This window comes from Cloacibacterium sp. DMC96, from assembly GCF_056313765.1.
On sequence record NZ_JBQUZQ010000002.1, the window covers coordinates 437,962 to 452,192 of the forward strand.

The window sequence follows — 14,231 nt, forward strand, 5'->3', positions numbered from 1 at the left end:
AAAACCTCCGAAAATTCGGAGGTTTCTTTTTATGCTTTTTGTTTAGATTTTTTTTGGGTTTCACCTTCTAAAGCATCTTTGGCTTCGTTCAATTTTAGAACTACAGTTTCGCCTTCAGAGAATTGTTTGTTTACGAGCATTTCTGCCAATAAATCTTCTATATATTTTTGGATGGCACGTTTTAGAGGTCTTGCTCCAAAATCTTTATCCCAGCCTTTCTCTGCGATGAAATCTCTAGCTTCGTCTGTTAATTCTACTTTGTAGTTTAGTTTTTCTAGACGTTTGTACAATTTATTTAACTCAAGGTCAATGATTTTCTTAATGTCTTCTTTTTCAAGAGAATTGAAGATGATAATATCGTCTATTCTATTCAAAAATTCTGGCGCAAAAGCTTTTTTCAAAGCGTTTTCAATGGTTGCTCTCGCTCTTGCATCTGTATTCGATTTTTTAGCAGAAGTTCCGAATCCTACTCCATCACCAAAGTCTTTTAAATCTCTGGTTCCGATGTTAGACGTCAAGATGATTATTGTATTTCTGAAATCTACTTTTCTGCCCAAAGAATCGGTAACGTGACCTTCATCTAAAATTTGCAATAAAATATTGAAAACATCTGGGTGTGCTTTTTCTATTTCGTCTAATAAAACTACCGCATAAGGTTTTCTACGAACTGCTTCGGTTAATTGACCGCCTTCTTCATAACCTACATATCCTGGAGGCGCTCCCACCAATCTAGAAACCGCGAATTTCTCCATGTATTCACTCATGTCTATTCTAATCAATGCATCATCAGAATCGAATAATTCACGAGCCATTACTTTTGCCAACTCGGTTTTACCAACACCTGTTGTTCCTAAGAAAATAAATGTTCCAATCGGTCTGTTTGGATCTTTCAGTCCTGCTCTATTTCTTTGGATGGCTTTCACCACTTTTTTCACAGCATCTTCTTGGCCAATGACTTTTCCGTTGAGTAAATTATCCATATTGGCTAATTTATCCATCTCGTTTTTGCCCACTTTCGTTACTGGAACTCCAGACATCATCGAAACTACCTCAGCTACATTTTCTTCGGTTACCACTTCTTTTTTCTCCTTTACTTCTTTGTCCCATTTGTCTTGAGCCACTGCCAATTCTAGCTGTAAACGCTCTTCTTCATCTTTTAATTTTCTCGCTTCTAAATAATCTTGAGCTTTTACCGCTTTTTGTTTCAGTTCCTTAATTTCTTCAATTTGCTTTTCATGCTCAATGATGTCAGTAGGAACTTTCATGTTTTTAATATACACTCTAGAACCTGCTTCGTCCATCGCATCAATCGCTTTGTCTGGAAGGAATCTATCGGTAATATATCTCGAAGTTAGGTTTACACACGCTGCAATTGCTTCGTCTGTATACGTTACATTATGGTGATCTTCGTATTTGTCTTTAATTTGATTCAAAATCAAGATGGTTTCTTCCACAGAAGTAGGTTCTACCATTACTTTTTGGAAACGTCTTTCTAAAGCACCATCTTTTTCGATGTACTGACGGTATTCGTCTAAAGTAGTCGCACCGATGCATTGAATTTCGCCTCTTGCTAAAGCAGGTTTAAACATATTAGAAGCATCTAAACTTCCTGTAGAACTTCCCGCACCAACAATCGTGTGTAACTCATCTATGAAAAGAATGACGTCTCTGTTTTTCTCTAGTTCCGTCATAATCGCTTTCATTCTCTCTTCGAACTGACCTCTGTATTTAGTTCCAGCAACTAAACTTGCTAAATCCAACGTAATTACACGCTTGTTAAACAGAACTCTTGATACTTTTTTCTGCATGATTCTAAGCGCTAAACCTTCTGCAATGGCAGATTTACCAACGCCTGGTTCCCCAATCAAAAGCGGATTGTTTTTCTTACGTCTTGACAAAATTTGAGAAACCCTTTCAATTTCTTTTTCTCTACCAATTACAGGGTCTAATTTCCCTTCAGAAGCTAGCGCAGTAAGGTCTCTACCAAAATTATCTAAAGTTGGCGTTTTGCTCTTTCCTGTTCCTAGATTTCCGGTAGGTTTTTTCATTTGACCATATTCTTCACGCTCTTCGTCATCATCATACGCAGAACTTTTTGGCAACTGACCAGAGTTTTTAAGCATAGATTGATATTCTTTAGCTACGCTATCATAATCAATTTCGTAAGCACTTAAAATATTGGTCGTAGGATCTTCCATTTTATAGAGAATTCCTAACAAAAGATGAACAGTATTAATTTCTGAAGCTCTGTATTGTCTGCATTCTAAATCTGCTCTTTTTACCGCATAATCTGCTAATTTGGTGAAAGAAATATTTTCCTTTTCTTCTGAAAAAGGATTGGTATTTACATTCATGTTTTCAATCTTTCTGCGAATCTGAGTAAGATCTGCCTGAAGATTTTCTAAAATTTCTTTAGCAGAATTATCCGTCTGAATAATTCCCAACAAGAAATGTTCAGTCGATAAAAATTCGCTATGCAAACGTTTTGCTTCGCTTTTACTGTGTTTGAAGACTTTGGTTAAGCCTTCTGAAAATTTATTTTCCATGATAATTTCTCTCAATAAAATTCTAATGAAGTCAATATGAATTGATTTCGTAAATCAAAGTTACAAATACTTTACCAAACTCATATTATGACTTTATGACATTATTTTACAAAATTAATAGCAGGAAATTAGTAATTTTGTCGTCTTAAATTTTTTTGAAATGGACGCGAATTGGGCAAATTATGTAGGTTATGCTGCATCATTCTTTGTAGTGCTGAGCTTTATGGTGAAAAACATTAAGCAAATTAGAGTGATTAATCTTATCGGTTGTATCGCTTTTGTGATTTATGGTGTTTTCAGCGGAATGTTGTGGCCTATCATTATTCCTAACGCAATTCTTTGCGTTATACAACTTTATCATTTAATAAAACACGATTAAAAGTTTTACATAATGAAAATTTTGGTAAGCGTTTTCAATAATTTATACACCGATCAGCGTGTAGAAAAATTCTGCAAAACCTTGCACGAAAATGCTTACCAAATAGAAGTAATTGGTAATAATTGGGGCGGAAATCCCAAAATGAAAAGGCCTTATCCATTTTCAAGAATTTCTTTACAGTCCAAAAAATTACGTTTCGCTTATTTAGAATTTCAGTGGAAATTATTCTTGGTATTGCTGAAAAAAGCCGACCGAAATACAATTCTTCACGCCAATGATTTAGATGCACTTTTACCCAATTATCTGGTTTCAAAAATCAAAGGAATTCCTTTAGTTTGGGATAGTCACGAGATTTTTACCGAAATGCCAACCGTTACCAACCGTTGGGTTCAGCATGTTTGGAGACTTCTGGAAAATGCTTTGATTAGAAAAATCAAATATTTTATAACGGCAAATGACTCTTATGCCAATTGGTTTGAAACCAATTATAAGATTAAAAGGCCAATTGTCATTAGAAATTTTCCTCAAAAATCAGAATCACCGAAAAGTTTCGTTGAAAACTCTCCTAAAATCATTCTTTACCAAGGAACCATCAATTATTCCAGAGGAATAGATAAGATGATTGAAGCGATGCAATTTATAGAAAATGCAGAATTTCACATTGCAGGAAGAGGTCCTTTTTTAGAAGAATATCAACAACTTACGAGAAATTTACAGCTAGAAAATAAAGTAAAATTCTTAGGGAATCTACATCCTGATGATTTAAGAAAAATCACCGAAAAAGCAGATGTAGGTTTAAGCATCGAAGAAAATAAAGGCTTAAGTTATTACTACTCACTTCCGAATAAAATCTCAGATTACATACAAGCCAGAGTTCCTGTAGTGGTTTCTAAATTCCCCGAAATGCAGAAAATTGTAGAAAATTATCACGTAGGCGAATTCATCACTTCTCACAAACCAAAACATTTGGCCGAAAAAGTAAAAACCGTTTTAGAAAAGGGGAGAAGTTCTTATTTGACTCAACTGGAAATTGCTGCCCAAGAACTTTGTTGGGAAAATGAAGCTCCGAAAATTCTGGAACTTTATGAAAGAGTAGCTCCACAACATAGACAGTTCAAAAGAAGCGAGTAACCAATTGATAACCCCGATTGCAGCGAAAATCCCGCAGTAAGCTTTGGCGAAAGTTGCTGCACGAGGAATTGCAGCGAAAAGCGGGACTACAAGTGAAAATATTTAGAAATTTTCTGTTTCTAAAAATTCTTACCTTTGTACCATGACAATTCAAGAAAAACAACAAGAAATCATAGAAGAATTCGAGTTTCTGGACGATTGGGAACAGAAATACGAATACATTATAGACTTGGGAAAAGAACTGAAAGGTTTGCCTGAAGACAAAAAAACAGACGAAAATCTGATTAAAGGTTGCCAGTCAAAAGTTTGGTTAGACGCCGAATTCAGAGACGGAAAACTATTCTTCAATGCAGATTCTGATGGGATTTTACCGAAAGGAATTGTTTCTCTTTTGGTGAGAATTTACAGCGGACATTCTACCCAAGAAATTTTGGATTCTGACTTTGATTTTATCTCAAAAATCGGTTTGCAAGAATTTTTATCGCCTTCTAGAGCCAATGGTTTGATGGCAATGACCAAACAAATTAAGTTCTACGCGGTTGCATTTCAGTTAAAATCGTGAAAAAAATCTTAGCATATCGTTTTTCCGCTTTTGGAGATGTTGCGATGATTGTGCCTGTTTTGAAAGAATTTTTGGCACAAAATCCTGACACAGAAATTGTTTTTGTTTCCAGAAAAAACTTTGCCGATTTATTCGATGGAGTAGAGCGATTGACTTTCCGTGGCGTAAATCTGGATGATTACAAAGGATTTTTCGGACTCAGAAAATTGGCTTTGGAACTAAAAAAGGAATTTCAGCCAGATTTTGTAGCCGATTTGCACAATGTTTTGCGCACTAAAATTCTGAGTTTTTTCTTCAAAAAAACGGCAACGCTTGACAAAGGAAGAACCGAAAAAAAATTACTTACGAGAAAGGAAAATAAGGTTAAAAAACCACTGAAACCAACTACAGAACGCTATGCAGATGTTTTCAGAAAATTAGGTTTTACGCTGAAACTTTCTCATCAATTATTCCCAAAATCTCAACAAAAATCTGGAATTGGATTTGCTCCTTTTGCGCAACATGCAGGGAAAATGCTTCCGATTGAAAAATCTCTAGAATTGGTGAAAACGCTTTCTAAAAATCATCCAATTTATCTTTTTGGTGGCGGAAAAAAGGAAGTAGAAATTCTATCAAAATGGGAGCAAGAGATTGAAAATGTAGCTTCTCTCGCTGGGAAACTTTCACTAAAAGAAGAACTTCAGAAAATTTCGGAATTAGAACTCATGATTTCTATGGATTCTGCCAATATGCATTTGGCAAGTTTAGTGGGAACTAGAGTGGTTTCGGTTTGGGGAGCTACCCATTATTTCGCTGGATTTTTAGGATACGGACAGTCCGAAAATGACATTGTAGAAATTACAGATTTAGCATGCAGACCGTGTTCTGTTTTTGGAAATAAACCTTGTTTCCGTGGTGATTATGCTTGCCTTAACCAAATAGAAATTTCACAAATCTTGAAGAAAATTTAGATTTAAGTTCATTCATAATTTTTTAAAAACATCTAAGATGTTTTCTTAATGAACTTAATCCCTTAATAGAGACTTAATGTTTAAATTTTAAACTCAATAAATACTTGTATTTCTTATCTTTGCTCTATGCAAATTGTACTCATCGGTTCTGGAAATGTGGCATTTCACCTAGCAAAAGCTTTTACCGAAGCTCAAATTCCTGTTTCTCAAATTTTTGGAAGAAATACCGCCGAACTTCAGAAAATTTCTGAGCAATTTTCCATTCCTTCTTCTACGGAAACTCTAGTTGATGCAGATGTGTACATTATTTCGGTGAGTGATTCTTCGATTGCTGAAGTTTCATCTCTCATCAAAAATGAAAATGCTTTGGTTGCACATACTTCTGGTTCGGTTTCACGTGAAGCATTGAATGGAAATTACAGAAAATCAGTTTTTTATCCGCTTCAAACGTTTTCAAAATCTAAAAATTTAGACTATTCTAAAATTCCATTTTTCATAGATGCAGAAAACGAAAATGACGAAGAAATTTTGAAAAATTTGGCTTCCAAAATTTCTAAAAATGTAATGCTTGCCAATGATGAAAAAAGAAAATACATTCATTTGACCGCGGTTTTTGCTTGTAATTTTGTGAATCATTTGTACGCGAGAGCTAAGGAAATATCTGACAGTCAAGGAATTCCGTTTGATTATTTTTTGCCATTGATTGACGAAACTACCCAGAAAATACATGAATTAGAACCAAAATTGGCACAAACTGGACCTGCTATTAGAAATGATGAAAAAGTGCTGAAGCTTCATGAATCTTTATTAACCGATGAAGAAAAACTAAAAATCTATAAAACCTTAAACGAATCGATAAAGAAAATGTATCATTTTGAGTAAAATCGCTTATTTGTAAAGTCGTTAATCGTATTTTTTACAACTTTACAACTTAGCGGTTTTACAACTTTACAACATAGAAAATATGAGTCATTTAGAAAAATTAAAAAATATAAAAGCCTTTGTTTTTGATGTAGACGGCGTTTTCACAGACGGTAGCGTTTATCTATTGCCAGAAGGAAATATGTGCAGAGTAATGAATGTTTTAGATGGTTTTGCAGTGGTAAAAGCATTGAAAAAAGACTATAAAATCTGCGTGATTACCGGTGGAGATGATCCCATGGTTCGTCACAGAATTCATTATTTAGGCATCACAGATTATTATGCAAAAGTGCATCATAAATTAGAAAAATTCGAAGAGTTTAAAGCCAAATACAATCTTCAAAACGAAGAAATTCTTACGATGGGAGATGATATTCCAGACATCAAAATGATGAAAATTTCTGGAATTTCGGCTTGTCCGCCAAATTCTGTAGCAGAAGTGAAAGAAATTTCGGACTATATTTCTCCTATTTACGGTGGAAAAGGTGCTGTAAGAGACGTGATAGAACAAGTCATGAAAGTGCAAGGAACTTGGATTGACGATGATACGCAGTCTATTTAAGTGGGAGAATTTGTAGAATTGGAGAGTAAAAAGTGAAAACAATTTTCCTGTTTGTATTAAAAGTTGTAAATTATATATCTTTTTAAAATCTAAAATCTAAAATCTAAAATCTAAAATCTAAAATCTAAAATCTAAAATCTAAAATCTAAAATCGTAAATGAAAATATTACTCGGCTCTAATTCACCCAGAAGAAAAGAACTTTTACAAAGTTTAGGTTTTGATTTTGAGGTGGTTTCTATAGATTGTGACGAAGTTTTTCCAGAAAATTTAACCGTAGAAAATATTGCAGGATACCTTTCTGAACTCAAAGCGAATGCTTATAGAAATTTAGAAAAAAATGAAATTTTGCTCACTTCTGATACCATTGTTACCTTTGAAGGAAAAGTTCTCGGAAAGCCTAAAAATAGGGAAGAAGTGGTAGAAATGCTTCAACATTTGTCGGGAAAAACACACCAAGTTTACACCGCTGTTTCATTTAAAAGTTCTGAAAAAATTATCACTAAAACTGATATAGCAGATGTAGAATTTTCAGAAATTACTGACCAAGAAATCAATTTTTACATCGAAAATTATCATCCTTTTGACAAAGCCGGAAGCTACGGAATTCAGGAATGGTTAGGCATGGCAAAAATCTCTAAAATCAACGGCAGTTTTTACACAATTATGGGATTGCCAACACATTTGGTTTACGAAACTTTAAAAGATTTAGGTTTCTAAAAAATTCCTTATTTTTACTGAATGTTTTTCGCCACAATCACAATAAATTGTGGCAATTTCAGTTATTAAAACACTCCATGAAAAAATATATACTTCTCGCTTTAGGTTCTGCAGTTTTTTTGGCTTGTTCGCCAAGAAAAGATGGCTATTTGAACCGTAAATATCAAGGTTTCACCACTTTTTACAATGTTTTGTTCAATGGAGAAGAAGCGCTCAATGCCGAATTAAAACAGCGAGATAAATCTTATCGAGATAATTTTCATGCGCCTTACATTAAATTACTCACTTACGAAGAGCAAATTTCTTCTGCTCAAATGGAAAATTTAGGCGTTTCTGATAACGAAGAAGGAGTAGCGCCAGAAGATTTTTACAGAGATGACACCGAAACTGGAGCTTCTGTTGCCAATACTGGAGTTAGCACTTTAGAAATCGCAGAAATGAAGGCTCAAAAAGCGATTGATAAACATTCGATGATGTTTAAGGGCGAAGAAAAAAACAAAACTATTTTTGATGCTTATCTTGTTTTAGCAAAAGCCAGATTGTTCCAAAATAAGCCTTTAGAAGCACTTGACGCACTTAATACAGTTCAAAAAATTTATAAAAAAGACAAGAGACTTTCTTTAGCCAAAGTTTACGAAGCCTACACTTACGGAAAAATGAAGGACTATTACCGCGCAGATGAAACCTTCCGTGAGCTGAAAGAGAACAAAAAACTCAAAAAATCTGAGAAAAAATTACTCAGTATTTTCTATTCGGAAATGCTTTTAAACGCTGGTAAAAAGGAAGATGCAGTAACAGAATTAGAAAGTGCTTACAAACTTAATAAAAACAAAAAATTAAGAAGCAGAATTGCTTTTCTTCGTGGACAAATCCTTGCCAATCTCGGCAAAAATGAAGAAGCGAGAGAAAGTTTCGTCACTGCTTATAAAAACGCCAGAAATTTTGAATTTGAAGTAAAATCTCAGGTAGAAATTGCCAAAACTTTCAACGGAAAAGACGATGATTACGAAGGTGCAAAAGAATATCTAGAAAAAATCAGTAAAAAAGGAACCTATGCTTCTAGAAAAAATGAATTCTATTATGCGCTTGGTTTAATGGCTAAAAAAGCTGGTAAAAAGGAAGATGCACAAGAATTTTTCCAGAAATCTATTAAAGAAAAAGTATCTGATCCTCAAGTTAGAGGTTTGGCTTACTATGAAATCGGGAAAAAATTTTTCGAAGATAATGACTATCTAAGCGCTGGTGTTTATTACGATTCTGCTTATGCTGCGATGAATTATGCACCTGCAAAAGAAGAACTAAAATCGCTTACCGAAAACATAAAAGACATTTCTAAAAATTATTATCTCATCAAAAAGAATGACAGCATTCTGAAACTGACTAAAATGTCTAATGATGAGCGAATTGCCTTTTTCAACAAACATATTGAAGGCATAAAAACCAAAGAAGCTAAAGAAGAACTCGAACGAAAAAAAGCAGAAAAAGAAAGCAAAAACAGAGTAGAAACCGTAGATTTTGCATTGCTAGAAAATACAGACAACAACAATTCTTTCATGGATTTTAATGGAAGTAAAGGCTTCTATTTTGCCAATCAAGCCAATATTTCTAAAGGCGAAAAAGAATTTAAGCAAATTTGGGGAAATAGAGCGCTTACCGACAATTGGCGAACTTCTACCAAAATGAATTCTATAGAAGATCTTAAAAATGAAGCACTTGGAATTACGGCTGCTCCAGATCCTAGAAGATATGAACCGGATTTCTATATTGAAAAAATTCCAACCAAAGCAGAAGAAATTTTAGCGCTCAAAAAAGACAGAGATACGGCAAGTCTTGGTTTGGGAAGAATGTACGAAAACTTCTTTTCTAATACTTCTTTAGCCACCAAAACATTGTACGATTTGGTAGATTCTAAGACTGATGAAGAAACCGAATTGCAAGCATTGTATCAAATTTTTTCTATGAATTATGAAAAAAATCCGAGTGCTGCAGAACGTGCGAAACAGTTGATTTTAGAGAAATATCCTTACACTTCTTATGCAGAATTTGTGAAAAATCCTAAAAAAGCAGATTTCACCACGTCTGATTCTGAAGTAGAAAAAATCTATACACAAGCTTTTGCTCTTTACTCCGAAGAAAAATTTGATGATTCTAAAAAATTGATTGAAGAAACTTTACAGAAATATCCAAAAGATGTTTTGGTTCCTAAATTTACCTTGTTGAATGCCTTTAACACAGGAAAAACTGCAGGAAAAGAAATCATGATTCTTCAACTAGAACAATTAATGCTGAATTATTCGAAAACTCCTGAAGGTATAAAAGCGAAGGAAATGCTTCAATATCTGAAAAGCGATATAAAAGTGGAACAGTTTGATGATAATGGAAATCCTATTTCACCGAAAAATGAACCAGCAGTTGCGCCTCAGAATGTGAATTCTAGCTCTACAAATCCTGAAAGAATTCAGCAAAATAATTCTAAACAAAGGAACTTGCAAGAAATGCAACAAGATGATCCGCTGCAACCAAAAGATTTAAAACCTAAAAAATAAGTTAAGATTTCTTCTTTACCCCGTGGAAATCTTTTAAATAAAACGGCTCGAAATACGCCACGTCTTCAAAATCTTGTCGGTTGAATTTCTCCACCGATTTTTTGATGAGATATTTTGCTGAAGGATAAACTTCTGAATTAAAATCTGCTCCCGAAATTTGTAAAATCTCTTGCGATTTTTTGGCTCCATCTCCTACGAAAAGGATTTTTTTGCCCTCAAATTCTTTGAAAGATTGTTCATCTAAGATTTTTGCTTCTGTCTCCGTCAACATCTCCCCTGAATTTCCATCAAAAACGGCGCAATAAACCTCCATTCTTCTTGCATCGATTAATGGAATGATTACATCATAGTTTTGACCTAAAAATGGCTCTATCATCGTTTCTAGAGAATTTACAGCAATGAGAGGAACTTTCAAGCCATAGCAAAAACCTTTTGCCGAAGCTGCGCCAATTCTAAGACCTGTGTAAGAACCTGGACCTTTTCCTAATGAAACTGCTTCAATATCTTTCAAAGAAATTTCTGCGCCTTCTAAAGCCCATTCTACAAAAGTGTGTAGCGATTCTGATTGCTTATAGCTTTCTGAAACTTCTTCGCAAAGACATAATAATTCTTCGCCATCAGAAATAGCAACTGAACAGTTTTTAGACGAGGTTTCTATATGGAGGATTTTCATTTCTAAAATTTGAAGATTTGAATATGAGAGAATTTGAAAATTTTTACAAAGATAGTTTTACATTTTCAAATCTTCAAATTATTACATTTTCAAATTATTTACGGTGAATCGTTCTTGGTTCTGCCTGAGCTTTTGGATAAATGCATAATTCTGCAATAGAAACTCTTTCTGGTGCATTTACACAATACGAAATAGCATCTGCAATATCTTCTGCTTTTAGTGCATCATAACCAGCATAAACAGTTGCAGCACGTTGTTCATCTCCTTTGAATCTTACTTTAGAAAAATCAGTTTCTACTGCTCCTGGTTGTATATTAGTCACTTTGATTCCAAATTCTGTAAGTTCTAAACGCATTCCTTCAGAAATAACGTCTACAGCGCGTTTTGATGCACAATATACCACACCATTTGCATACGTTTGTCTCGCAGCAACCGAAGAAATATTGATGATATGACCTGTATTTCTTGCTTTCATGATTTTAATAATCGGTTGAGAAACATACAGCAGTCCTTTTACATTTCCATCCATCATTGCATCCCAATCTGCAATATTTCCTTCGGATATCGATTCTAATCCATGAGCATTTCCTGCATTATTCACCAAAACATCTATGTTTTTCCATTCTTCTGGAAGTGAATGGATGGCATTTTCTACTTCTTCTTGGTTTCTTACATCAAAAACCAAACTGTACACTTCTGTAATTTTGCTTAATTCGATTTGTAATTGCTCTAAAACTTCTTTTCTACGACCACAAATAATCAATCTATGACCTTGTTTAGCAAAAGTTTCTGCGGTAGCTTTTCCTATTCCTGAAGTTGCACCAGTGATGAATATTGTTTTCATTTTATAGTTGATAGATTTATTTTTAATTTGCATCAAATGCTTCAAAAGCGTCTTCTAAGTGTGAAATTTTAAGTTTTCCTGTTTCGTCTGGAAGGACAGAAATAATATCAAACCTTACTTCTTTGTCTATATTTAGAGATTTTAGGTATTCGTCTGTGGCAGAAACGATGGATTTAATTTTCTTTTTGGTCACTGCTTCATGAGGTTCCATAAAAATATCTTTACCTCTCGCTTTTACTTCTATCACTACTATTTTCCCATCAAATTCTGTAATGATATCTACTTCTGCTTTTTGAAAACGAAAGTTTTTGGCTAAGATTTTATAGTTTTTTTCGACTAAAAATTGCTCTGCCAATTCTTCTGCAAGTTTGCCAAAATCATTGTGTTCTGCCATAAATGAGTTCCGAGTTTAAATTTCGTCGTCTTTAAATTGCTTTAATAATAATAAAAACATTACAGTTAAAAATACATCAAATAAAAATGCTATATAAAATATTTTAGAACTTTCTATAAATTCATCATAAAACAAAAAGCAACAAAAGATAAAAGAAGCCCAAATTGAGAAAATAACCTGACTTCTTAATTCTTTCTTTTTATTAATAATATTTCTTCTGAAAAACGTTCCTCTTAACCAAGCAACTAGCCCAAAAATTATCGGCCCAATGAATAAGGAAAATTCCAAAGTTCCCATTTTTAAGACTCAACTTTTATCTTGTTATCAACCTCAATTTTAACTTTTGCTCCAATAATTAGTGGTCTATTGTCAAAAATATGCCCATTTGGAAAGCCAAATAGAGTAGGGAAGTTGTATTTTTTTATTCTTTGAGCTATGATTTCGTAAGCAAATTCGTCAAAAGGTTCATCATAGTTTTTATTTTCTTTTGCATCGCCCATATTGGTCATTCCGCCAATTATTAATCCTTTGATTTTTCTGAAAACTCCTGCTAAATCAAGGCTTATCAACATTCTGTCAAGTGAATAAAAATTCTCGCCAATGTCTTCTATAAAAAGAATTTTATCTTTGAAATCAAATGAATAAGGAGTTCCTAAAAGGGCATAAATCAAGGCTAAATTTCCGCCAATGAGCTCTCCTTCTGCTTTTCCTTTTTTATTGAATTGATGTTTTTCTACGGAATAATGAATTTTCTTTCCTTCTAAAATTTTGAAAATATCTTCATAGCTTCCTTCAGAAACCCCGAAACTCGCTGTTTTAATGGTTTGTCCGTGAATAGAAGCGAAATTATTTTTCAGTAAATAACTGTTAATGACTGTATTATCAGAATAACCAATATACCATTTCGGATTTTCTCTAAATTCTGAAAGTTTCAGATGTCTCAATAAATGCTGACAACCGTAACCACCTCTGGAAGCCCAAATTGCAGAAATTTCTGGGTTATTTAAAGCCCATTTTAAATCCTGAATTCTTTCTTTTTCGGTTCCTGAATAGTTATAGCCATTTTCAAATTTCCCAAGAGTATATTTTCCTAAAATAGGTTCGTAACCTTTTGATTTTATCAAACTGATAGTGCTCTGAAGTGATGCTTCTTCTACAAATCCTGCAGGAGAAATAATAGCTATTTGATCACCTTTTTTTAAAGTTTTAGGAAAAATAATATTTTTCATTTTGCTTTTTGATAGAGGATTTCTTTGCTTTCTGCTTCTTCTAAACGCTTATCAAATTGATTGAATTTTTTATAACTCTGCAGAAAGATGAAAAAACTAAAAATGATAAGAATAATCCCTACAGTTTTTCTGATTTTATTAGCTAAATTTTGAGTCAATTTATAATGAAATTGCTTGGCTAACAATATTTTGAGTAAATCTATCACAAGATAAGTGGCAATCACTAAACTGATATAGAGCAAGAAATTCTGTAAATCTGGATATTCATTTCTCACCGAAATTACGGTAACCAACCAAAATAAAATAACCCCTACATTCAAAATATTGAACAAGAAGCCATTTACAAAGGTTTTGAAATAATTTTGACTGATGATTTTTTTCTCATTAGCTATATGCATTTGAGTTTTGGTAACCATCATAAAGATACCATAAACCAAAATAATTAGTGCTGTGATTCTATAAAATCCTGGATGTTTGTCTATAAGTTCTACCAAATCTGCGCTGGCAAAATAAGCAGCTATAATACACAAAATATCTGCAGTAATCACGCCTAAATCTAATGCCAATGCATGACGATGACCTCTACAAAAACTAGTCTCAATCAATAAAAAGAATATTGGTCCTATAAAAACAAGACTCAACATAAATCCTAATCCGATTGCCGAAAGTATAAGTTCAAGCATTTAACAAAGGTAAGAAATAAGTATTTAAAGATTAATATTTTTTAAAACTTTGCTTGTTGTTTGAACTAAAATCTTACAAATTTTAAAGTTAAT

The 14,231-nt window shown here is 33.4% G+C and carries 14 protein-coding genes; 8 read left to right on the plus strand and 6 right to left on the minus strand.

Annotated elements, in window-relative coordinates; genetic code table 11:
- Positions 1-29 precede the first annotated feature (29 nt).
- On the minus strand, positions 30-2,546 hold the full coding sequence (locus tag ACT53I_RS10920) for an ATP-dependent Clp protease ATP-binding subunit (RefSeq protein ID WP_476079679.1): 2,517 nt from the start codon (positions 2,544-2,546) through the stop codon (positions 30-32).
- Between the two features lie 160 nt (positions 2,547-2,706).
- Here ACT53I_RS10920 and ACT53I_RS10925 point away from each other — a divergent pair, with 160 nt between their 5' ends.
- The 8 genes from ACT53I_RS10925 to porW all read left to right on the plus strand — a co-directional run bounded on the left by ACT53I_RS10925 (position 2,707) and on the right by porW (position 10,315).
- Positions 2,707-2,925, plus strand: a complete 219-nt coding sequence (locus ACT53I_RS10925; RefSeq protein WP_069799835.1) for a uroporphyrinogen decarboxylase — start codon at positions 2,707-2,709, stop codon at positions 2,923-2,925.
- 12 nt (positions 2,926-2,937) lie between these two features.
- Positions 2,938-4,056, plus strand: coding sequence for a glycosyltransferase (locus ACT53I_RS10930; protein WP_476079680.1), 1,119 nt, complete (start codon positions 2,938-2,940; stop codon positions 4,054-4,056).
- Positions 4,057-4,198: 142 nt separating this feature from the next.
- A complete protein-coding gene (locus tag ACT53I_RS10935; protein WP_371460825.1) occupies positions 4,199-4,618 on the plus strand; it encodes a SufE family protein in 420 nt (139 codons plus the stop codon).
- A 44-nt stretch (positions 4,619-4,662) separates the two neighbouring features.
- Complete coding sequence (locus tag ACT53I_RS10940; RefSeq protein WP_476079891.1) at positions 4,663-5,568, plus strand: glycosyltransferase family 9 protein; 906 nt, start codon at positions 4,663-4,665, stop codon at positions 5,566-5,568.
- 126 nt (positions 5,569-5,694) lie between these two features.
- Positions 5,695-6,450, plus strand: coding sequence for a Rossmann-like and DUF2520 domain-containing protein (locus tag ACT53I_RS10945; protein ID WP_476079681.1), 756 nt, complete (start codon positions 5,695-5,697; stop codon positions 6,448-6,450).
- A gap of 82 nt (positions 6,451-6,532) precedes the next feature.
- Positions 6,533-7,051, plus strand: a complete 519-nt coding sequence (locus ACT53I_RS10950) for a KdsC family phosphatase (protein WP_374451380.1) — start codon at positions 6,533-6,535, stop codon at positions 7,049-7,051.
- A gap of 157 nt (positions 7,052-7,208) precedes the next feature.
- Positions 7,209-7,769, plus strand: coding sequence for a Maf family nucleotide pyrophosphatase (locus tag ACT53I_RS10955; RefSeq protein ID WP_476079682.1), 561 nt, complete (start codon positions 7,209-7,211; stop codon positions 7,767-7,769).
- 77 nt (positions 7,770-7,846) lie between these two features.
- On the plus strand, positions 7,847-10,315 hold the full coding sequence (gene porW, locus ACT53I_RS10960) for a type IX secretion system periplasmic lipoprotein PorW/SprE (protein ID WP_476079683.1): 2,469 nt from the start codon (positions 7,847-7,849) through the stop codon (positions 10,313-10,315).
- A 1-nt stretch (position 10,316) separates the two neighbouring features.
- On the opposite strand, the gene tsaB is transcribed toward porW, so the two are convergent.
- The 5 genes from tsaB to ACT53I_RS10985 form a co-directional block, all read right to left on the minus strand.
- Positions 10,317-10,988 (minus strand): tRNA (adenosine(37)-N6)-threonylcarbamoyltransferase complex dimerization subunit type 1 TsaB, encoded by a 672-nt coding sequence (gene tsaB, locus ACT53I_RS10965; RefSeq protein WP_476079684.1) that lies wholly within the window; start codon positions 10,986-10,988, stop codon positions 10,317-10,319.
- A 94-nt stretch (positions 10,989-11,082) separates the two neighbouring features.
- Positions 11,083-11,832, minus strand: a complete 750-nt coding sequence (locus ACT53I_RS10970) for an SDR family NAD(P)-dependent oxidoreductase (RefSeq protein ID WP_476079685.1) — start codon at positions 11,830-11,832, stop codon at positions 11,083-11,085.
- Between the two features lie 22 nt (positions 11,833-11,854).
- On the minus strand, positions 11,855-12,226 hold the full coding sequence (locus ACT53I_RS10975; protein WP_476079686.1) for a YraN family protein: 372 nt from the start codon (positions 12,224-12,226) through the stop codon (positions 11,855-11,857).
- Between the two features lie 299 nt (positions 12,227-12,525).
- Positions 12,526-13,455 (minus strand): S66 peptidase family protein, encoded by a 930-nt coding sequence (locus tag ACT53I_RS10980; RefSeq protein WP_476079687.1) that lies wholly within the window; start codon positions 13,453-13,455, stop codon positions 12,526-12,528.
- Positions 13,452-14,138, minus strand: coding sequence for a LysE family translocator (locus ACT53I_RS10985; RefSeq protein WP_476079688.1), 687 nt, complete (start codon positions 14,136-14,138; stop codon positions 13,452-13,454). Before ACT53I_RS10985 ends, ACT53I_RS10980 begins: the two co-directional genes overlap by 4 nt.
- Positions 14,139-14,231: the final 93 nt, after the last annotated feature.

Bases quoted from the DNA above. Each gene is read 5' to 3' on its own strand.
- ACT53I_RS10920 (WP_476079679.1), bottom strand. From the start codon at position 2,546: ATGGAAAATAAATTTTCAGAAGGCTTAACCAAAGTCTTCAAACACAGT.
- ACT53I_RS10925 (WP_069799835.1), top strand. From the start codon at position 2,707: ATGGACGCGAATTGGGCAAATTATGTAGGTTATGCTGCATCATTCTTT.
- ACT53I_RS10930 (WP_476079680.1), top strand. From the start codon at position 2,938: ATGAAAATTTTGGTAAGCGTTTTCAATAATTTATACACCGATCAGCGT.
- ACT53I_RS10935 (WP_371460825.1), top strand. From the start codon at position 4,199: ATGACAATTCAAGAAAAACAACAAGAAATCATAGAAGAATTCGAGTTT.
- ACT53I_RS10940 (WP_476079891.1), top strand. From the start codon at position 4,663: ATGATTGTGCCTGTTTTGAAAGAATTTTTGGCACAAAATCCTGACACA.
- ACT53I_RS10945 (WP_476079681.1), top strand. From the start codon at position 5,695: ATGCAAATTGTACTCATCGGTTCTGGAAATGTGGCATTTCACCTAGCA.
- ACT53I_RS10950 (WP_374451380.1), top strand. From the start codon at position 6,533: ATGAGTCATTTAGAAAAATTAAAAAATATAAAAGCCTTTGTTTTTGAT.
- ACT53I_RS10955 (WP_476079682.1), top strand. From the start codon at position 7,209: ATGAAAATATTACTCGGCTCTAATTCACCCAGAAGAAAAGAACTTTTA.
- porW (WP_476079683.1), top strand. From the start codon at position 7,847: ATGAAAAAATATATACTTCTCGCTTTAGGTTCTGCAGTTTTTTTGGCT.
- tsaB (WP_476079684.1), bottom strand. From the start codon at position 10,988: ATGAAAATCCTCCATATAGAAACCTCGTCTAAAAACTGTTCAGTTGCT.
- ACT53I_RS10970 (WP_476079685.1), bottom strand. From the start codon at position 11,832: ATGAAAACAATATTCATCACTGGTGCAACTTCAGGAATAGGAAAAGCT.
- ACT53I_RS10975 (WP_476079686.1), bottom strand. From the start codon at position 12,226: ATGGCAGAACACAATGATTTTGGCAAACTTGCAGAAGAATTGGCAGAG.
- ACT53I_RS10980 (WP_476079687.1), bottom strand. From the start codon at position 13,455: ATGAAAAATATTATTTTTCCTAAAACTTTAAAAAAAGGTGATCAAATA.
- ACT53I_RS10985 (WP_476079688.1), bottom strand. From the start codon at position 14,138: ATGCTTGAACTTATACTTTCGGCAATCGGATTAGGATTTATGTTGAGT.